Raw genomic sequence first — 20,482 nt, forward strand, 5'->3', positions numbered from 1 at the left:
ATGAGATTTAGTAAACTGTTTATTCCCACAACAAAAGAAACACCAAATGATGCAACACTTCCATCACACCAATATTTAGTTCGTGGTGGATTTGTAGCACAAACTGGTGCTGGAATTTACGATTTTATGCCTTTAGGAAAAATAGTTTTAGAAAAAATTAAAGCTATTGTAAAAAAAGAAATGGATAATGCAGGAGCAAATGAAGTTCAACTTGGTTTTGTAACACCACTTTCTTTATGGGAAGAATCAGGTCGTGCAAATACAATGGGCAATGCATTATTGAAATTTAAAGATAGAAGAAATAGTGATTTTGTATTGAGTCCTACAAATGAAGAAGCAGTTGTAAATATGGTAAAAAATAGAGTAAATTCTTATAAAGATTTACCTTTAAATCTTTACCAAATAAACACAAAATTTAGAGATGAAGCAAGACCAAGATTTGGGCTTATGAGAGGAAGAGAATTTCTGATGAAAGATGCTTACTCTTTTCACTCAAATGAAGATGATTTAGTTCGAGAGTTTAATCTTATGGAAGAGACTTATAAAAAAATATATACAAAATTAGGTCTTAATTTTAGGGTTGTTCAAGCTGATAGTGGTGCTATTGGTGGGAGTGGTTCAAAAGAGTTTCACGTTTTAGCAAGTAGTGGAGAAGATACTATTGTTGTTTGTGATAGTTGTAATTATGCAGCAAATATTGAAGCAGCAATTAGAAAAGTAAAAGAATATAATTTTGAAAATGCTACTTTAGAAAAAATAGAAACACCAAATTGCAAAACAATAGAAGATGTTGCAAATTTCTTAAAATTTTCAAAAGAACAAACTGTAAAAGCTGTTATAAAAAAAGCAATTTTTGAAGATAAAACTAAAATTGTAGTTTTCTTTATAAGAGGTTGTGATGAACTTGAGGAAATAAAAGCTTTAAATAGTGTGAATTCTTTAGAACTTATTGATGCAAATGAAGATGAAATAAAAGAAGCAGGATTAGTTGCTGGATATTGTGGATTTGTAAATTTAGATGCAACATTTGTTGTAGATAATGAACTAAAAGATAGTTTTGGACTTGTTTGTGGCGCAAATGAAGAGAATTATCACTTTATCAATGCAGATTTAAGAACTTTAAAAGATGTAAAATATTTTGATTTAGTTGCAGTTCAAGAAGGTGATATTTGTAATTGTTGTGGAGGAACTCTATCTTATACAAAAGGTATTGAGGCTGGACATATTTTTCAATTAGGTACAAAATATTCAAGTGCTATGAACGCAAATTTTTTAGATGAAAATGGAAAAGCAAAACCTTTTATAATGGGTTGTTATGGTGTGGGTGTTTCAAGATTAGTTGCAGCTGTGATTGAACAAAATCATGATGAAAAAGGTTGTATTTGGACAAAAGCAACAGCTCCATTTATGGTAGATATTATTGTTTCTAATTCAAAAAAAGAAGAAGAAGCAAAAATTGGTGAGACAATTTATAATGAATTAAAAGCTTCAAATGTAGATGTTATTTTAGATGATAGAATAAATGCTAGATTCGGATTTAAAATGGGTGATTTTGAACTTTTAGGGTTCCCTTATGCAGTTGTTATTGGAAAAAAACTTGAAGAAGGTTTTGTTGAAATAGTAGATAGAAAAACTTTAGAAAAAACTGATGTAAAAGTAGAAGAAGTTGTTTCAAAGATTCTTAATTTAGTTAAATAAAAAGGTTGTTCTTATGGATATTGAAAAAGATATTGAAAAAGTAGTAGATCAGAATGTTATACAGTTTACAAAAGATATTAAATCTTTTATTCCTGATAATATTTTTGAAATAGTTATAAGTTATGCTTTCTCTTTTGTTATTGCAATTTTAATATTTGTAATTGGGAAATGGTTTGTTAATAAATTAGTAAAATTTTTGGGAAGAATGTTAAGAAAGGTAGATGATATAGATGAAACATTGGTTAAGTTTCTAGAGAATATTGTTTATTATGCACTTATAACAGTTGTTATTTTAGCTTCTTTAAATAAATTGGGAGTTGAAACAACTTCATTTTTAGCAATTTTAGGAGCTGCTGGTTTAGCTATTGGATTAGCTTTAAAAGATTCTTTAGGAAATTTCGCTTCTGGAGTGATGATTGTTTTATTTAAACCATTTAAAGTTGGAGATAGTGTAATTGCAGGTGGAGCTAGTGGAACTATTACAGAAGTTACTATATTTAATACAGTTTTTTTAACAGCTGATAATCAAAAAATTATTGTTCCAAATGCAAAAATTACAAGTGCTTCTATTACAAATGTAAATGCAAATGACACAAGAAGAATAGATATTACAATAGGTATATCTTATGAAGATAGTATAAAACAAGCAAAAGAAGTTTTAACAAAAATTATAAATGATAATTCAAAAGTTTTAAAAGATAAAGCTGTTGGTATTGCTGTTACAGAATTAGCTGAAAGTTCAGTAAACTTAACTATCAATGTTTGGGTAAAAGCTTCTGATTATGGAAGTACTAAAGCTGAACTATTAGAAGATATTAAAATAACTTTTGATGAGGTTGGAATAACTATACCTTATCCAAAACAAGATGTTTATCAATATAACAAAAATTGATATTCCAAAAATCTTAGTTGATATTCTCAACGATTTAAAAAGTCTTGGAGCAAAGCCAATTTTGGTTGGTGGTTGTGTAAGAGATAGCTTTTTAGGTAAACAAATCAAAGATTATGATATAGAAATCTTTGATTTAAACCATATAGAAATAATTCAAAAATGTTTAGAAAAATATTCTAGTGTTAAACTTGTAGGGAAATCTTTTGGTGTTTTAACCTTAAAAATTGATGGATATGATTTTGACTTTTCATTACCAAGATATGAACAAAAAACAGGATGTTTTCATCAAGATTTTGAAGTATTTACAAATGCAAACTTAAGTTTTAAAGAAGCTTCAAAAAGAAGAGATTTTACAATAAATGCTATTGGGTATGATTATTTTAATAATATCTTTTTAGATGAATTTGATGGTATAGAAGATTTAAAAAATAAGAAAATAAAACATATAAATGATACTACTTTTATAGAAGATAGCTTAAGAGTTTATCGTGCAATACAATTTGCTTCAAGATTTGAATTTGAAATTGATAAAAATACAAAAAAACTTTGTAAAAAATTAGTAATAAATAATGAACTAAAATTTTTACCAAAAGAAAGAGTCTTTGAAGAACTTAAAAAACTACTTTTAAAATCAAATAGACCTAGTATTGGAATAAAGCTTTTAAAAGAGTTTAATATTATGGATTTTACAACTAATGCAGAAATTATTGATAACTTAGCAGAAATATTAAAAGATAAAGATTTCGATGAATTTAGAAAGTTATATTTATTTTATAGTTGTTTAACAAAAAACTTAGAAGATAAAGAATTGATAAAATTTTTAAATAGTTTAACAAATGATAAAAAACTTATAAAAGAGATTTTATTATTGCAAAAATCTATTTTAACAAAAGATGAAAAAGATATCAAAAGACTCTCTTTAAAATTAAAAGTTGAAGACTTAATAGTTTTAAATAAAGCTTTTAAAAATGATATAGCAAAAGAAGCAGAAACAATAGCTAAGAATATAAATATTTTAAATACTCCTTTAAAAGCTCTTGTTATCGGTAAAGATTTAGTAGCTTTAGGCTTTAAACCATCACAAATATTTGGGGATATTTTAGATTTTGCAATTAACTTACAAATTGATAGAAATTTAACAAAAGAAGATATATTAGAAGAAATCTTAATGAATTTTAAGATTATCTAATATTTTAAATCAAGGTCTATATATCCTATTTTTACTTCCATTAGCCGTATGAAAAATAGTAATACCATATTTTTTTGAATAGTATTTTAAAAGTAAATGTTGCAATGTTGGTTCTATTGATGGTGTAAACCAAGCATTATTTGAAATCATAATCATATACCTTGTATCATCTAAATTTTCATAAATTTTATCCGTTGTTCCTTCATAACAAATAGCATTTCTATATTTTTCACCTAATACTTCAAAATCAGTAGGATTATCAGCTTCTGAATAATCTTGGGCACCATTATAAAAAACTTTATTTATTAAATCAACAAAAAATTTAGGAAGAGGTATTTTTTCTCCAAAAGGTACGAGTACAACTTTTTGAGCGATCTGTACTTTTTCCTTACTATAATGATATGAAGCATTAAAGATTTTATTGTTTTCTACATATAAAGCACCAGTTATTATATCTATTTCATTTGATAATTCTTTTAACATAGTATCTATTTGTGGATAACGATTTAAAGCTATTGGAAAAGCTGTTTCAGGAAGAATAACTAAATCATATTTATTCTCTATTGCTTCAAAAATTTGATGAAGATTGTATTTAATTAAATCATCAAGGCTCTCTTTTTGCCATTTTAAATTTTGTTGAATATCCATTTGAGGCATATATATTTTTGCTTTAGTTGTATCTATAAATTCACCACTCCCAAAGTTTAGTGTAAACAAAATTGGAAGTATTGCTAAAGCTTTTGCTCTTTTTAATTTAATAACAAAATACATAGATAAAAGAACTAAAGCAAAAGCTATTTTAGTTGTAGAAATATATGAATCAACAAATAATAACTCTAGTTTTAACCAATTAAATCCAAAAGGAGATACAAATAAAAAAGCAAAAACCATAAATATTCTAAAAGTTATTTTATCAATAATTGCAAATAAAAAAAATATTATTCCAAAAACTAAACCAATGCCTAGAATTAAAAGTGGTGCGACATATGCTATTCCATAGTATTGGAGTGAAATTGCCATCCAGTAACACCAAAATATTCCTGTAAAAAATCCTGCATAAAATAGAGCTTTTTTAGGGATAGTAAGTAATAAATATATTCCTACAAGCCCTAAAATGGTATTTATTATCTTTATTTCTATTCCAAAATGTGCCAAATATATAAAAGTACTTAGTAAAATTGCTGTAATGAAGCCTTTTATTATATATATTTTGTTAAAATATTCAGTTTTTAATAAAAACATAATATACTCTTAAGTAAAAGGAAATTCCATGCAAGGTGATTTAATAACTTCATTGTTACCCTTAGTTGCATTATTTGCAATATTCTATTTTTTAATAATTAGACCACAACAAAAACAAGCGAAAGCTCATAAAGATATGATTGCTAATCTTAAAAAAGGTGATAAAATTGTAACAAATGGTGGCTTAATGGTAGAAGTTGTAAAAGTAGAAGAGACATATTTTGTAGTAAAAAATAGTGATGGATCTGAAATGAAACTTGTAAAAGAGTTTGCAGCTAGACTTTTAGAAAACAACTAACTTAAATTTAAGATATGTGAAGCATATCTTAAATAGCCTTCATAAAAGGAAATTACATTGAAAATTTTTAATTTTAAACTAACAATTTTTTTAATAACTGTTATATTTGGTGTTATTTTTGCAATACCATCTTTATTTCAAACAAATTATGGTAAAAAAGTAAATTTAGGTTTAGATTTACAAGGTGGGTTACATATGCTTTTAGGTGTTAATACACATGAAGCTGTAACATCTAAAATAAGATCAATTGCAACTGCTATAAAATATTTTAGTGATGATGAAGAATTGTTGATTGATGGATTAACAATTCTTGAGGATAGCGTATTTTTTACTGTTTTAGATAAAGATGAAATGCCTAAAATGGATAAGATGCTTAAAGAAATAAGTGGTTTAGATATATCTAAAAAAGATTTAGATTATACTATCAAATTAACAGCAGAAGAAGTAACAAAAACAAAAGATTACTCAGTTGCACAAGCTGTAGAAACTATACGAAATAGACTTGATCAATTTGGATTATCTGAACCAACTGTTTTAAGACAAGGTGAATCAGATATTGTTGTTCAGTTACCAGGAATTAAAACTGCTGAAGATGAAAAAGCTGCTAGGGATTTAATATCAAAACCAGCTAACTTAGAACTTATGGCAGTTGATGAAGATAAAATGGATCAAGTATATAATATGACAAGTTCACAAGCAGCTGCTTATGGAAACTTGATACTTGAAGATATAAGTGATCCAAATAAAAAGTATTTAGTAAAAGAGATACCAATCTTAGATGGAAGTCAAATAGTTGATGCACAAGTTGGATTTAGTCAATCTAACCAACCAATTATCAATTTTACACTAAACTCTGCTGGTGCTAGAATTTTTGGTGATTTTACAGGTAAAAGTGTAGGTAAAAGATTAGCTATTGTACTTGATGGAAAAGTTTATTCTGCTCCAAATATTAATGAAAGAATTGGTGGTGGAAGTGGTCAAATCAGTGGAGGATTTACTGTTGTAGAAGCAGGAAATGTTGCAATTGCTCTAAGAAGTGGAGCATTACTTGCTAGTGTAACACTACTAGAAAAAAGAAGTGTTGGACCATCTTTAGGAGCTGATAGTATACAAGCTTCAATGATTGCACTTATTTCTGGAACAGTATTGATTTTCTTCTTTATGTTATTTTATTATAGAAGAGCTGGATTTATAGCTAATATTGCACTTATTTCAAATATTTTCATTCTTTTAGCCGTAATTGCTTTATTCGGTGCAACTTTAACTCTACCAGGAATGGCGGGAATTATTCTTACAATAGGAATGGCAATTGATTCAAATGTTATTATCAATGAAAGAATTAGAGAAGCTTTAAGAAAAGGTGCAAGTGTTGGAAAAGCGATAGAAGATGGATATTCAAATGCATTAAGAGCTATTATAGATGCAAATGTTACAACACTTTTAGTTGCAGTAGTATTATATGCTTATGGAAGTGGACCTGTAAAAGGATTTGCAGTTACAATTTCTATTGGAGTTTTAACATCAATGTTAACTGCAATTGTAGGAACTCATGGAATTTATCAAGCAATATTACCAAAAATTGCTAAAGATAAAGACAATAAAAAATGGTTTGGAGTTAAATAATGGAAATTTTTAATAATGACAAAACCTATGATTTTATGGGTAAAAAAGTAGCCTTTTTAATAATATCAGGAATTTTAATTGTAGCTTCAATCGTTTTATTATTAACTAGAGGTTTAAATTATGGTATTGACTTTGTTGGTGGAACTGTTGTACAAGTAAAATATGAACAACAAGCACCATTAGAAAAAATAAGAGAAGTTTTAAAAGGAACAGCTTATGAAAATTCTACTGTTACTGAATTTGGTTCAATAGATGAAGTAACTATTAGATTTACAGGTAGTTCTAGTGATATTACAAATGACATAAGTGATGTTATGAATAAGATTTTAATTCCAACTGGAGATTTTGAAATTAGAAAAATTGATATGGTTGGAGCAAAAGTTGGTGCTGAACTTAGAACAAAAGGTATTATGGCACTAACAATGGCACTTTTAGCAATGCTTATATATATAGCTTGGAGATTTGAGTGGAGATTTGCTGTTGCTTCTGTTATTGGTTTAATTCATGATGTTATTATAACTTTAGGGGTAATTAGTTTGTTTAAAATTGATGTAAACCTTGATATGATAGCAGCAATTTTAACGGTTGTTGGATATACCATAAATGATACAATTATTGTTAATGATAGAATTAGAGAATCTATTCAAATCACTAAAGAGAGAGATTTAGATAGTTTGATAAATGATTCTGTTAGTAAAACTTTATCAAGAACAATTTTAACTTCTCTTTCAACATTATTTGCTGTAACAACAATGTTACTATTTGGTGGAGAAATTATTTATGCATTCTCAGTAACGTTATTTGTTGGGATAATTGTTGGAACATATTCATCTATTTTTGTTGTTTCACCATTTATTAAATTCTTAGGATTTAAAATTGATGATTATAGAAGTAAAGAAGCACAAAAAGAAGCTTCTAGAAAAGAGAAAGAAAAACTTAGATCTATGTATGAACAAGGAAGAGTGTAAGAAATGAAAGAAATAAGTATTTTTAAAGTTTTAGTACCTATAATTTTATTAATATTAATTTTAATTGGAGTTCTTTTATATAATATTCTTAAAACTCCAGAAGAAGCTACAATACAACAAATTAAAGAGCCATCTTCTATTAAAGATAGAAGAGATGCTCTAAAAGATGCTTTTAAATAATAGAATCTTTTTTTAAAAGTAAAAATATAAAGTATGCACCTATTAAATTTATAGGTGCATATACATACTGATATAACCAACTATCTACAAAAAGATACATAAAAAAGTTTAGTAATAATATAAAAATTAAAAATATTAGTGAATAATTTATAAAATCTTTTTTTATAAAAAGTTTTATAATATTAAGCTTTATTAAAACAATAATTAAAAAGAAAATATTAATTAATAAAGAAATGAGAGATAAATTAAAATCTTTTGAGATAATTAAATTATAAACTTGACTAAAAATAGCAATAACTAAAATAGATATTGAACCATATTTTGCTACATTTTCAAGTTCTAAGAATTTCTTTATGCAACATTTTTTCTTAGTAGTTTCCCAAAGAGATCTAAATCGTTTCTCTGTCATTACTCTTTCATTCTATTAAAAATAGCTTCTAAATTTTGATCATCTTCACTACTAATTACATCTCCATTTGAATGTAATTCAAATAAAACAACTCTTTTATCTTTTAAAGTAGTAGTTTTATTACTTCCAAATCCACTAGAGTATAGTTTTGAAGGATCAACATTATGTCTAATTAACTCTCTAATAACATTATTAGCACGAGCTGTTGAAAGTTCAAGAGCATCTTTGTATCTTGAGCTTCTTACTTCACTTTCTTCAGCAAAACCTTTTACATTTATTTCAGTTTCAGAAGGCATAGCTTGTATTAATTCGGCTAATTTGCTTAAAAAATCATTTGCAAAAATAGAAGTTATTTCAGCTTTCCCAAATTCAAAAACTAAATGTGCTGGAACACTCATTAGTGAGCCATCAGGGAGTTCTATTAAATTTGCACCTTTATTTTTAGCTTGTTCTAACTCATCTTTATTTTCTAATGTATGAATAATTACTTTTTTACCTTCGTCTGGTTGATCTGAAGGATTATCTGTCATTGATTTTTCTGAATTATCTTGTTCTTTTAATGTATCTGCTGCAGAAAAGTTATATATTTTTACAAACTCTTCTTTTAATGCTTGTTGTTTTTCTAAATTAACTGAAGCTAAAGCATATAAAGCAATAAATAGTGCTAGCAAAAGACTTAAAAAGTCTGCATAAGGAACTGCCCATCGTTCTCCAGCTGGACATTCACATTTACTCTTTTTTTTAGCCATTTAAAATTTTCCTTTATAATGGCATTGGAGTAATCATTTTAGTTAGCCTTAATTTAAGCTCACCAGGTGCATCACCTCTTGCCATACCTTTACATGCTGCTAAAATTAATTGTTGTTCTTTTACAACAAGATGACCTTTTGCTTTTAATTTCGCTCCCCAAGGACCTAAGAAAATATATGATCCTGCAATTCCCATAACTGTAGCTGTAAATGCCCCTGCAATACCTGCTGCCATTGCTGCTGGATTATCAAGTTGTTGTAATGCTAGGATTAGTCCAAAAACAGCTCCTACAAGACCAATAGTAGGTGCAGTTTCTCCTGCATGTAACCAAAAATGTGCGGCACCATGGTAATAATGTTCAGTTTCTTCAATAACTGGATCTAATTGTTCTTCAATTTGTTCTTCTTTTGAACCATCTATAACCATACTTAATGCTTCTTTCAAAAAAGCATGCTCTATATTTTGAACATCTTTTTCTAATGCTAAAACACCTTGTTTCTTAACAGTTATTGCATACTCAACAAGTTCATCAATTCTAGATTCATAATTTATTGGAGATTTTTTAAATATTGTTTTAAACTCTTTAAAAGCTGCTTTAACAAAGTGAGATTCAGTAGCTGTTACAGATGCTAAAATTGCAGTTGGAATAACAATAATAAATGATGAAATATGTAAAACTCCTGCAGGGTTACCTCCCTCTAAAATAACTCCTACAGAAATAGAGGTTAAAGATCCTATCAGTCCTATTAATACAGATAAATCCATTTGTATTCCTAAAATAAAATTATTTTTATAATATCAAAAAAAAATTAAAAATATGCTGTAAAACCTTACGAAATAGATAAACTTAACTATTAAAATAGGTTTTTTATCAATTTTTGGATAATATGCCACCTTAATTCAAACAATTTAAAGGAAAAAAATGGATTGGGGTAAGGTAACCTATATTTTCTTAACTTTGATGTCATTAACTACAACAGTAGGTTTTCTATATGAAGCAACGGCGATAGCTTTATTTATTGCAGCTGCAGTTAATATTATTTCTACAATTTTAAAAATTGGTGTAAAAAATCTTTTAGCAGCTGAACTCTTAGCTAGTTCTTTAGTTGCAGATTTACATTTAATACCAGCATTTTTAGTAATGGTTACTACTGGAAATATGAAGCTAGTATTTGCTTTGGCACTAGGTGCAGTGATTGCAAATATTGTTTCTATGGCACTATCTTTAATTGAGAGTGCAAAAAGTCAAGATAAGGATGATTATTAATGGAGTATATTTCAAAAAATATTGAGAGTAAGTGGCAAAAATTTTGGCAAGAAAATAACTCTTTTGAACCAAGTGAAGATTTAACAAAAGACAAAAAATATATTTTAAGTATGTTTCCATATCCTAGCGGAAGAATACATATGGGACATGTTAGAAATTACTGTATAGGTGATGCTTTTGCTAGGCATTTTAGAAAAAATGGTTTTAATGTACTTCATCCTATTGGATGGGATAGTTTTGGTATGCCTGCTGAAAATGCTGCAATAAAAAATAAACTTCATCCAAAAAAATGGACTTACGAAAATATTGATTATATGAGAGACGAGTTAAAATCTTTAGGTTTATCTTTTAGTAAAAATCAAGAATTTGCAACTAGTGATGAACTTTATACAAAATTTGAACAAGAATTTATTATCAAAATGTTTGAAAAAGACTTACTTTATAGAAAGTCAACTATTGTTAATTGGTGTGAAGATTGTCATACTGTTTTAGCTAATGAACAAGTTGAAGACGGTTGCTGTTGGCGATGTGATAATCAAGTTGAACAAAAAGAGATGCCAGGTTACTATATTGCTATTACAAAATATGCACAGCAATTACTTGATGATTTAAAACTTTTAGAAGAAAATTGGCCATCACAAGTTTTAACTATGCAAGAAAATTGGATAGGAAGAAGTGAAGGTTTAGAATTTAAATTTGAGTTAACGAAAGAGTCAAGATCAAAAATAGAAAGAGCATTTACAAAATATTTTGTGTTTACTACAAGACCAGATACTATTTATGGAGTTACATACTCTGCTCTTGCCCCTGAACATCCAATTGTAAAATATATAGTTGAAAATAATTTATTGCCAGAGAAAAAAATTAAAGCTATAAAAGCTATGCAAAAGATTCAAGAAAGAGATAGAGCAATTTTAGAAAAAGAGGGAATTGATTTAGAAATAGAAGCAGTTCATCCATTAACTGGACAAACAATACCAATTTGGGTAGCAAATTTTGTATTAAGTTCTTATGGAGAAGGTGCAGTTATGGCAGTTCCTGCTCATGATCAAAGAGATTTTGAGTTTGCAAAAAAATATAATTTACCAATAAAACAAGTAATTATAGGTAAAGATGGACTTATTGAAAAACAAACAGAGGCTTTCGTTGATGAAGGAATATTAACTGATAGTGAAAGTTTTTCTGGGCTATCAAATATTGATGCTAAACAAGCTATTGTTTACCATTTTGAACAAAACTCTTTAGGTATAAAAAAAGTTAATTACAAATTAAGAGATTGGGGAGTTTCAAGACAAAGATATTGGGGTGCTCCAATACCATTTGTACATTGTCCAAAATGTGGTTTAGTTCCTGAAAAAATAGAAAATCTTCCTATTGCATTACCAGAAGATGTAGAGATTACAGGAGAAGGAAATCCACTTGATAAACATCCAACATGGAAGCATTGTTCTTGTCCAAACTGTGGTGAGAAAGCTATAAGAGAGACTGATACTTTAGATACTTTTGTGCAATCTTCTTGGTATTTTTTAAGATATGTTACAAACTATAAGAAATGGCAGAAAGAAGGAATTTCAAAAGAAGATAGTAATTATTGGATGGATGTTGACCAATATATTGGTGGAATAGAACATGCAATTTTACACCTTTTATATGCAAGATTTTTTACAAAAGTTTTAAAAGATTTAGGATATACAAATTCTACTGAGCCATTTAAAAGACTTTTAACTCAAGGGATGGTTTTAAAAGATGGGGCAAAAATGTCTAAATCAAAAGGAAATGTTGTAGATCCTGATTTGTTAATTGAAAAATATGGAGCTGATACAGCAAGATTGTTTATATTATTTGCAGCACCACCAACAAAAGAGTTAGAATGGAATGATAGTGCAGTTGAAGGTGCATATAAATTTATAAAAAGATTTTATGAAAGAGCAAATAATATAACAAAAACTGGAGTTGAAGGTATATTTAAAATTGATCATTCAACTTTGAATAAAGAAGAAAAAGAAGCTAGAAAAAAAGTTTATGATGCTTTAATAAAATCAAATGAAGTTTTAAATAAAACGTATGCTTTTAATACTTTAATAGCTTCTTGTATGGAAGCTTTAAATGCTCTTCAAACACAAAAAAATGAATTAGTATGGGCAGAGGCTTACTATATTTTAACAAATATTTTAGAACCAGTTATCCCTCATACTTGTTGGGAAATATCAAATAAACATTTTGCACTTAAAAATTTTGAAAAAAGTTTAGAAGTAAAAAAAGAAGTATTTGAAAAAGATAGTATAGTTTTAGCAGTAACTGTAAATGGAAAGAAAAGATGTGAAATAGAAGTAAGCCCAACTGCTGAAAAAGAAGAGATACTAATTCTAGCAAAGAAAAATGCTTCTAAATGGATAGGAGAAGCTCAAATTTTAAAAGAAATTGTAGTTCCTAATAAATTAGTAAATATAGTAATCAAGGCTTAGTATGAAAATTTTAAAAGTATCCATCTTTACTATTTTGATATCAGTTTTTCTTATATCTTGTGGATATAGACCATCAACTTATTATGCAAAACAAGAGTTAGGAAAAGATATTTTTGTAAGATTAGATGTTAGTTTATCAGATCCTAGAAACTCAGTTTTAGTTAAAGATTCTGTTACAAAAATTTTAGTACAAAAAGTTGGTTCAAATTTAGTAAATAGTGATATTGAAGCTGATATTATAATGGATTTAAGAATAAATTCTGTTAGTTTTTCAACTTTACAATATGATGCAGATGGATACAATAAATTGTATAAAGCAAGAGTTGTAATAGGAGTAAAATATTTAAATAAAGCAACACAAAAAGTAAAATCTTTTACTGTTGATGGAGAGTATGACTTTGCAGTTGATAAAGGTGCGACTATAAATGACTCTCATAGATATGAAGCTATTACAAAAGCTAGTGATCAAGCTGTAACTGAAATTTTATCAAGAATTGCAGTTGCTTCTTTTCAATAAATAAGTATGAATATAAAAAGCTTAAATTTAGAAGAGTTTTTGAAATATAAAACTATGTATTATGACAAAATTGATTTTAGTTTTGTCATAAAAGCTTGGAAAATATTAGAAACTAAAATCAAACTTCCTTTTGTTATTCATATTGTTGGAACAAATGGTAAAGGTAGTACAGGAAGATTTTTATCCCATTATCTACATAAACAAAATTATAAAACTTTACATTATAGTTCTCCTCATATTTTAAAATTCAATGAAAGAATTTGGATAAATGGATATGATATTAGTGATGAAGAACTTGAATATGCACATAAATTTTTACAAAATCTTTATGAAATAAAGCTTTTAGAAAAACTTACATATTTTGAATATACTACATTATTGGCATTATATTTATCTAATAATTTTGACTATTTAGTTTTAGAAGCAGGACTTGGTGGAGAGTTTGATGCTACAAATGTAGTTAAAAACAATCTATCTCTTATTACAACTATTGGTCTTGATCATATATCATTTCTTGGAGATAGTATAGAAAAAATAGCTACTACAAAAATGCGTTCAGTTGATCAAAAAATGATTATAGGTTATCAGGTTTTTGATGAAGTTTATGAAACTGCACTAAATGTTAAAAAGCAGATTTTAAAAGAAAGAAATACAGATATAAAAATTTCAAAAGTATTAGATTTTGAAAAATATTCATTAAATCCTAAATTTGCTACATATTTAAAAAGAAATTTGCATTTAGTTATAGCTTGTTTAGAAGAACTAAAAATACCACTTGATTTAAAACTTTTTGATGATACTCCACTTTTTGGACGATGTCAAAGGATAGAAAAAAATATTATAATAGATGTTGGACATAATCCCCTTGCTGCTATGGTTTTAGTTGAAGAGTTTAAAGATGAAAAAGTGAATCTGATATATAATTCTTATGCAGATAAAGATTATAAAGAGGTTTTAACTATTTTAAAACCTATTATAAAAACATTATTTATTATAGATTTGGATGATAAGAGAATTATACAAAAAGATAAACTTTTGAAAGTTCTTGATGAATTAAAAATAAAACAAAATTCTAATTGTGATTTAAAAGATGATGAAGAATATCTAGTATTTGGTTCTTTTTTAGTTGTTGAAAAATTTTTAAAGAATTTTTATGATGAAAAATCTTGAACAAAGATTAGAAAACTTATACCTACAAAAATCAGAAATTGAAAATGAGATTTTACTTTTAGAAAATCAAATAAAAGAGCAAACACTTGTTCTTAAAAAAAGATTATCAAAAGATGAAAAAATAGAGCTTTTTAAAGAGTTATTTATTTCTAGAAGTGATATCTTTGCAAGAAAATGGATTAGTCGGGATGGGAAAAAAGAAGGATTCTTTCCAGTAACTGCTACTTATCAAGGTGAAGATTATCTTCCTTTAACAAATAAAGAAGTTGAAGAACATCTAAGAGGAAATATATTTTTAGCAACATATACAATAGATAATAAAAATATGTCAAAATTTATAGTTTTTGAATTAAATAGTGAAGATATTTTTAAACTACAAAGAGTTTTAAATGAATTAAATATAAAAGCTTATTACTCTTTGAGTTCATATAATTCTTTATTTGCTTGGATATTCTTTGATGATTTGATATCTTCAAAAGTAGCATATAATTTTGCTCTGTTTTTGCAAAAGAAAGCAAATATTAGTGCAAAACTCTATCCAAATAAAGAGTTCGCTACAAAAGAAAGTTTAGGTTTTAGTTTGGAATTACCTCTTCAACTTAAATTTAGAGATAAAAATAGAACAGTTTTTTTAGATATTAGTACAAATAAAATTTTTGAAGACCAATGGTATATTCTATCAAATATAAAAAAAGTTTCAAAGAATATTGTTTATAATTTTGCAGATACTCCAAATATAAAAAGTATAGAAAAAGATTTAAAAAACATAGAATTACCTTTGAATAATATTGAAATAATAATTGATAATACGATTAAAATTCCTACTTTTAATTTATCAAAATCATTAATTTCAAAATTAAAATCTTTTGCAACTTTTGAAAATCCACAAATAAAACTTCTTTTGTCTTTAAGGAAACCTTTATATAACACTCCAAAATATATAAAAAGTTTTGATGAAGATGAAAAATATTTATATCTTCCAAGAGGACTAAAAGATAAAATTTTTGATTTTTTTAACTCTTTTGGAGTGAAATTTACTATAAAAGATGAAAGAGTTTTTGAAAAAATAACTACAAAAGAAGTACTTTTTAATCTTCGTCCAGAGCAAGAAGAAGCTATAAAGGAGATAAAAAGAAAAGATTATTCTATTTGTGTTGCTCCACCAGGTTTTGGAAAGACTTTAATAGGTGCAAAAATTTTTGAAGAAAGAAGTTGTAAAACTTTGATTATTGTAAATAAAAATATGCTACTTGATCAGTGGATTAGTCGTTTTGTAGAGTATTTTGGATATACAAAAAAAGATATTGGGTATTTAGGGAAGGGGCAAAATAAGTTAAATGGTTCTTTAGATATTGCAACTATGCAAAGTTTGAATAATACACCAGAGATTATAAAAAATTACTCATTTGTTATTGTTGATGAGTGCCATCACATTCCAGCTCTTACTTTTGAACAAGTTGTAAAAAGTTTTAGTGGAAAGTTTATATTAGGTCTTAGTGCTACACCAAATAGAAAGGATGAATTAGATCCTATTTTATATCAACAATTGGGCGAAATATCTTATGAATATAAAAAGAAAAAATCTCATACAAATAAGCTTTTAGTTGTAAGAACAGATTTTATAAGCAGTTCAGATAACTATAGTACAATAATAAATGAATTATGTTTAGATGAAGCTCGTAATAAACAAATAATTCGAGCTATAAAAGATAATTTGAATAGAAAAATATTACTTTTAACAGATAGGATAGAACATATAAATATATTAGAAAATATGTTAGTAGATGAAAATATTGACTTTGTATCCATTCATGGAAGCCAAAATAAAAAAGAACAAGTTGAAAATATGCAAAATGTAAAAAAAAGTTCTTTAATACTTGCAACTACTTCATATTTTGGAGAAGGAATAGATTTTCCTCATCTAAATACTATTTTATTTGCAACACCCATTTCATACTATGGAAGATTGATACAGTATTTAGGAAGAATTGGTAGAGGAAATCAAGAGTGTTTAGCTATAGATTTTCTAGATAGTAAAAATGCTATGTTAAACTCAAGTTATAAAAAAAGGCTTGAAGGTTATAAACAAATGTATTATAAATAATATAAATAGTATTTATATAATATTTTATTATAGTTTAATTTATAATTTTATACACTAATCTTAATTTAATTAAGGAGTATATATGAAAATATTAAAAATATTTGCTTTTACTATTTTTTTAGGAAGTTCACTTTTTAGTGCAGATTTTTTAACTTATGAAGCCTTTAGTAAACAATTAAAAGAAGAAGCTAAGAAATCTGGAATGATGGCAACAACACAAGAAGTAAAAGATGCATTAAACGCAAAAGATTGGGCTGTTGTTGATGTAAGAACAATGGAAGAATGGGCAGGAGCAGCAATCAAAGGAAGTTTTAGAGTTGGACGAGAATCACCTGAAAAAGCTTTAGAAAATATTGTATTAGATGATGATGACAAATTTGTTAAAGATAAATTAATAGTAGTTTGCAATACAGCTTCAAGAGCAGCTATTGAAGCACAAGCTTTTAAACAAATGGGATTTACAACTGTAAAAATTTATGAGATAAATAAATGGATAGATGAATGTAATCCTGTTGTTACAAAATATACTGCTGGTGAACATAAAGAAGGTACAAAAACAAAGTTTGGTAATTATTATGCTGAGCATTGTAAAAAATAGTTTATTCTTTCCTAATTTTAGGAAAGAATGATTAGTTTAGATTTAAAATATATAAATTTCTTGGAAAATTATGTCTTTTAAACTCTTTTATAAAATTCATACCTAGATTATTTAAAGATTTATTACTTGCAATATTATCTGGATGAGCAGTAGCAAGAAGATATTTTATATTTTTTTCTTTAGCAATTTTTATTAGTTCTTTATTTATACTTAACATGTATCCTTTTCCTCTTGCATTTTTTAAAGTCATTGAGGCTCCAATTTCAGCACAAAGTTTTGGATTTATATTAAGAATATTTAATTCATTTTGAAAATCTTCAACATCAAAAAATAATCCAGATAAAGCAACTAAATCGTTGTTCTCTAAACATCCATAAAATATTGCTTGATTGTCATTTTGTAAAAAATTATCTATTTCTTCATTACTAAAAAATCCTATAAAAAAATCAGGATTTTCTAGATTCTCTTTTGTAAGTTTATTAATATTTATAAAATCATTTTTATGATTTTTAGTTAACTTTAATATTTTCAATTTTGTTCCTAAATTTAAAAAATGATTTTAACAAAAAAAACTTAATTTCTATCCAATATATCTTTGTTTTATATGCCCTTTTATTTTAGATATTTCAACTATAATAAAACCATCAACACAATTGTTAAAATCTTTATCTATACTAAATTCTAAAAATTTTACACCATCATCATCTGTCAATTCACTATATTGCTTGTACAAAGGAGGTACTGATAATCCAATATTTAATAAAGCAGATTTAAGCCTTTTAAAATCTTGTTTTTTATCATCAAATTTGAAAAATTCTCTTATATCAAAAAGATTATTTGTATAAAAATATGGACTTTTAGCTTCGACTAATATTTTTGGTTCTTCAAAATAATATGTATAATAGAATACTAATAAATCTTTAGCAATTGCTGGAAAATTTCCAGAAATAGATACTGGTCCAAACATATATTTTATATTTGGATTATTTTTTAAATATGCTCCAATTCCAAACCAAAGATAATCTAATGCTCTTGTTCCCCAATATTTTGGTTGAACAAAACTTCTTCCTAACTCAATAGAGTTTGTTAAATATTGTTTGAAATCATCATTGAATTGAAATAATGAATTAGAATAAAAACCTTTTATTCCAAATTTCTTATAAACTAAATTTGAGTTTGCTATTCTATATGAACCTACAATTTCCAACTCGTTTTTATCATATAAAATAATATGTTGGTAGTAAACATCATATTTATCTGTATCTCTTTTTTTATTTACACCTTCACCTACTTTTCTAAAAGATAACTCTCTTAATCTTCCAATTTCTTTTAAAACAATAGAATCTTCAACATAATCATACAGATATATCTCTTTTTTATCATTTGTTTGTCCTAAAAGTAATGATTTTTTAAGTTCATTGTATAAGTCAGTTCTGTTTACAGGATGTGCTATTGCACTTTGAGTTTCAAAGAATGATTTTTTACCTTTTTTTAGACTATATAGATGTTTTTTATATAAATTTACTAAAAAATTCTTATCTAATCCCTTTGGAGTTAGATTTTCATTTGGAATTATTTGACCAACTTTTATATTAATATTCTTTGATTTCTTTTTAAACATTTCATTTGATAATAAAAGAGTAGAAAAAGTTTTATTTATCATAGAGATTGTATAAAATGTTTTTGAATTTTTTGCATCTAAGAATATTGGTAAAATTGGACTACTACTATTTTTTGCAAAGTTTAAAAAACCTTTACTCCAATCTTGGTCTTTTATTCCTTTTGGTGTTGCTCGACTTACTTCTCCTGCTGGAAAAATAATAACTGCTTCTTCTTGGTTTAATGCTTCATATATTTTTTTTATACTATCTTTTGTTTGTCGATTTTTAAAATTATTTATACAAATCATTAAAGGTTTTAGTGCTTCAAATCCAACTAAAAAGTCATTTGCCAATATTTTTACATCTTTTCTAACACTTCCTATAAGTTTTAATAAACAAAGTGCATCAAGCCCACCTAAAGGATGATTTGCAATTATTACAACTTTTCCTGTTGTTGGTATATTTTGTAAATCATTACTTGAAACTGTATAGTCAAAATCAAAATAATCTAATACTGCATCTACAAATTCAAAACCTTTTAAATGAGAATTTTGAGCTAAAAAGTTATTTATTGAATCTTCATGAACTATTTTTTTTGCAATTTTTAATAGAGATTTCTTTAATATATTCTCTTTTATTTGAGGAAATTTTCTTTCAATCTCTTTTTTTACATCAACCATTTCTATCTCCTAATATAAAGTATTTTAAGAAATATTAATAACAAGTTAGTTACAAGAAGTAAATAATTCATTTTAAAAAAAATATGATAAAATTTTATTATTTTTAAAGGAGAACTTATGAATAAGGCTGATATTACAAATTTAGCAACAGTTCTTATAATGGCTTATGGTTATTCAAATAATAATGATTTAATTTTTATGGTTGGCCTATTTGCTTTGAGTGGAGCTGTTACAAATACTTTGGCTATTTATATGCTTTTTGAAAAAATTCCATTTTTATATGGAAGTGGAGTTATAGAAAATAAATTTAAAGAGTTTAAATTATCTATTCACAAATTGATTATGGAAGAATTTTTTACAAAAGAGAACTTAAATAGTTTTTTTCAGGAAGAAATAGTTAGTGCAAAACAAACAATTAATTTTAAAGATATTTTAGAAAAGGTAGATTTTACTCCAGCTTTTGATAGTTTAAAAGATTCTGTTATTGAGTCACCTTTTGGAGGAATGTTAGGAATGTTTGGTGGAGTTAATGCTCTTGAACCATTAAAAGAGCCATTTGTGAATAAGCTTCATAATTCAATAGTAGATATTTCAAATACAAAAGCTTTTCAAGATATCGTAAATAGTGCTTTAAAATCAAAAGATTTAAGTGATGATATATATGAAAAACTAAGTTTAATTGTAAATAAAAGGCTTGATGAACTAACACCAAAAATGGTAAAAGATATAATTAATAATATGATAAAAGAACATTTAGGTTGGCTTGTACTTTGGGGAGCAGTTTTTGGTGGGATATTTGGTTTATTTGGAGTTTTAGTTATAAAATAAGTT

The 20,482-nt window shown here is 26.3% G+C and carries 20 protein-coding genes; 14 read left to right on the forward strand and 6 right to left on the reverse strand.

All coding sequences use genetic code 11. The features are described from left to right. Genes ALANTH_RS02215 through ALANTH_RS02225 form a run of 3 tightly spaced genes read left to right on the forward strand, consistent with a single transcriptional unit; the run spans position 1 to position 3,779 of the window. The gene (locus ALANTH_RS02215; RefSeq protein WP_026807358.1) at positions 1-1,698 is read left to right on the forward strand and encodes a proline--tRNA ligase; all 1,698 of its coding nucleotides are present in this window, start codon (positions 1-3) and stop codon (positions 1,696-1,698) included. A 13-nt stretch (positions 1,699-1,711) separates the two neighbouring features. Then, the gene (locus ALANTH_RS02220; protein WP_026807359.1) at positions 1,712-2,590 is read left to right on the forward strand and encodes a mechanosensitive ion channel family protein; all 879 of its coding nucleotides are present in this window, start codon (positions 1,712-1,714) and stop codon (positions 2,588-2,590) included. Continuing rightward, positions 2,565-3,779: a CCA tRNA nucleotidyltransferase gene (locus tag ALANTH_RS02225; RefSeq protein WP_081801306.1), complete on the forward strand. Its 1,215-nt coding sequence runs from the start codon at positions 2,565-2,567 to the stop codon at positions 3,777-3,779. The genes ALANTH_RS02220 and ALANTH_RS02225 overlap by 26 nt, the downstream gene beginning before the upstream one ends. Positions 3,780-3,788: 9 nt before the next feature. Here ALANTH_RS02225 and ALANTH_RS02230 read toward each other — a convergent pair whose 3' ends face one another. After that, positions 3,789-5,021, reverse strand: coding sequence for an apolipoprotein N-acyltransferase (locus tag ALANTH_RS02230; protein ID WP_026807361.1), 1,233 nt, complete (start codon positions 5,019-5,021; stop codon positions 3,789-3,791). Positions 5,022-5,049: 28 nt separating this feature from the next. Here ALANTH_RS02230 and yajC point away from each other — a divergent pair, with 28 nt between their 5' ends. The 4 genes from yajC to ALANTH_RS02250 are packed head-to-tail and all read left to right on the forward strand — an operon-like array spanning position 5,050 to position 8,090. Next, on the forward strand, positions 5,050-5,319 hold the full coding sequence (yajC, locus tag ALANTH_RS02235) for a preprotein translocase subunit YajC (RefSeq protein WP_026803232.1): 270 nt from the start codon (positions 5,050-5,052) through the stop codon (positions 5,317-5,319). A 57-nt stretch (positions 5,320-5,376) separates the two neighbouring features. Further along, a complete protein-coding gene (secD, locus tag ALANTH_RS02240) occupies positions 5,377-6,942 on the forward strand; it encodes a protein translocase subunit SecD (RefSeq protein WP_026803233.1) in 1,566 nt (521 codons plus the stop codon). Next, complete coding sequence (secF, locus tag ALANTH_RS02245; RefSeq protein ID WP_026803234.1) at positions 6,942-7,910, forward strand: protein translocase subunit SecF; 969 nt, start codon at positions 6,942-6,944, stop codon at positions 7,908-7,910. The genes secD and secF overlap by 1 nt, the downstream gene beginning before the upstream one ends. Positions 7,911-7,913: 3 nt before the next feature. Beyond that, entirely contained in the window at positions 7,914-8,090 is a 177-nt protein-coding gene (locus ALANTH_RS02250; protein ID WP_155522207.1) for a hypothetical protein, read from the forward strand. Here the strand turns inward: ALANTH_RS02250 and ALANTH_RS02255 are convergent. Genes ALANTH_RS02255 through motA form a run of 3 tightly spaced genes read right to left on the reverse strand, consistent with a single transcriptional unit; the run spans position 8,083 to position 10,014 of the window. Next, positions 8,083-8,499 carry a hypothetical protein gene (locus ALANTH_RS02255; protein WP_026807362.1) on the reverse strand — a complete coding sequence of 139 codons (417 nt, stop codon included), beginning with the start codon at positions 8,497-8,499 and terminating at the stop codon, positions 8,083-8,085. The genes ALANTH_RS02250 and ALANTH_RS02255 overlap by 8 nt on opposite strands. Continuing rightward, positions 8,499-9,248, reverse strand: a complete 750-nt coding sequence (gene motB, locus ALANTH_RS02260; RefSeq protein WP_026803236.1) for a flagellar motor protein MotB — start codon at positions 9,246-9,248, stop codon at positions 8,499-8,501. The genes ALANTH_RS02255 and motB overlap by 1 nt, the downstream gene beginning before the upstream one ends. Before the next feature lie 13 nt (positions 9,249-9,261). Then, complete coding sequence (gene motA / locus ALANTH_RS02265; RefSeq protein ID WP_026803237.1) at positions 9,262-10,014, reverse strand: flagellar motor stator protein MotA; 753 nt, start codon at positions 10,012-10,014, stop codon at positions 9,262-9,264. Between the two features lie 157 nt (positions 10,015-10,171). On the opposite strand from motA, the gene ALANTH_RS02270 reads away from it, so the two are divergent. The 6 genes from ALANTH_RS02270 (at position 10,172) to ALANTH_RS02295 (ending at position 17,370) form a co-directional block, all read left to right on the forward strand. Further along, positions 10,172-10,516 carry a DUF6394 family protein gene (locus tag ALANTH_RS02270; protein WP_026803238.1) on the forward strand — a complete coding sequence of 115 codons (345 nt, stop codon included), beginning with the start codon at positions 10,172-10,174 and terminating at the stop codon, positions 10,514-10,516. Beyond that, entirely contained in the window at positions 10,516-12,981 is a 2,466-nt protein-coding gene (leuS, locus tag ALANTH_RS02275; RefSeq protein ID WP_026807363.1) for a leucine--tRNA ligase, read from the forward strand. Before ALANTH_RS02270 ends, leuS begins: the two co-directional genes overlap by 1 nt. A gap of 1 nt (position 12,982) precedes the next feature. Next, positions 12,983-13,498 carry an LPS assembly lipoprotein LptE gene (lptE, locus tag ALANTH_RS02280; protein WP_026807364.1) on the forward strand — a complete coding sequence of 172 codons (516 nt, stop codon included), beginning with the start codon at positions 12,983-12,985 and terminating at the stop codon, positions 13,496-13,498. 6 nt (positions 13,499-13,504) lie between these two features. After that, complete coding sequence (locus ALANTH_RS02285; protein ID WP_228133180.1) at positions 13,505-14,668, forward strand: Mur ligase family protein; 1,164 nt, start codon at positions 13,505-13,507, stop codon at positions 14,666-14,668. After that, a complete protein-coding gene (locus tag ALANTH_RS02290; protein WP_228133181.1) occupies positions 14,652-16,772 on the forward strand; it encodes a DEAD/DEAH box helicase in 2,121 nt (706 codons plus the stop codon). The genes ALANTH_RS02285 and ALANTH_RS02290 overlap by 17 nt, the downstream gene beginning before the upstream one ends. An 82-nt stretch (positions 16,773-16,854) precedes the next feature. Further along, on the forward strand, positions 16,855-17,370 hold the full coding sequence (locus tag ALANTH_RS02295; RefSeq protein ID WP_026807367.1) for a rhodanese-like domain-containing protein: 516 nt from the start codon (positions 16,855-16,857) through the stop codon (positions 17,368-17,370). A 31-nt stretch (positions 17,371-17,401) separates the two neighbouring features. Here ALANTH_RS02295 and ALANTH_RS02300 read toward each other — a convergent pair whose 3' ends face one another. After that, a complete protein-coding gene (locus ALANTH_RS02300) occupies positions 17,402-17,902 on the reverse strand; it encodes a GNAT family N-acetyltransferase (RefSeq protein ID WP_026803244.1) in 501 nt (166 codons plus the stop codon). A 48-nt stretch (positions 17,903-17,950) separates the two neighbouring features. After that, on the reverse strand, positions 17,951-19,651 hold the full coding sequence (gene olsF / locus ALANTH_RS02305; protein WP_026807368.1) for a bifunctional ornithine lipid synthase OlsF: 1,701 nt from the start codon (positions 19,649-19,651) through the stop codon (positions 17,951-17,953). Positions 19,652-19,768: 117 nt separating this feature from the next. On the opposite strand from olsF, the gene ALANTH_RS02310 reads away from it, so the two are divergent. Further along, entirely contained in the window at positions 19,769-20,479 is a 711-nt protein-coding gene (locus ALANTH_RS02310) for a DUF445 domain-containing protein (protein WP_026807369.1), read from the forward strand. The last annotated feature ends 3 nt before the right edge of the window (positions 20,480-20,482 follow it).

The sequence above is a fragment of the Aliarcobacter lanthieri genome, from assembly GCF_013201625.1.
Classification (GTDB): domain Bacteria; phylum Campylobacterota; class Campylobacteria; order Campylobacterales; family Arcobacteraceae; genus Aliarcobacter; species Aliarcobacter lanthieri.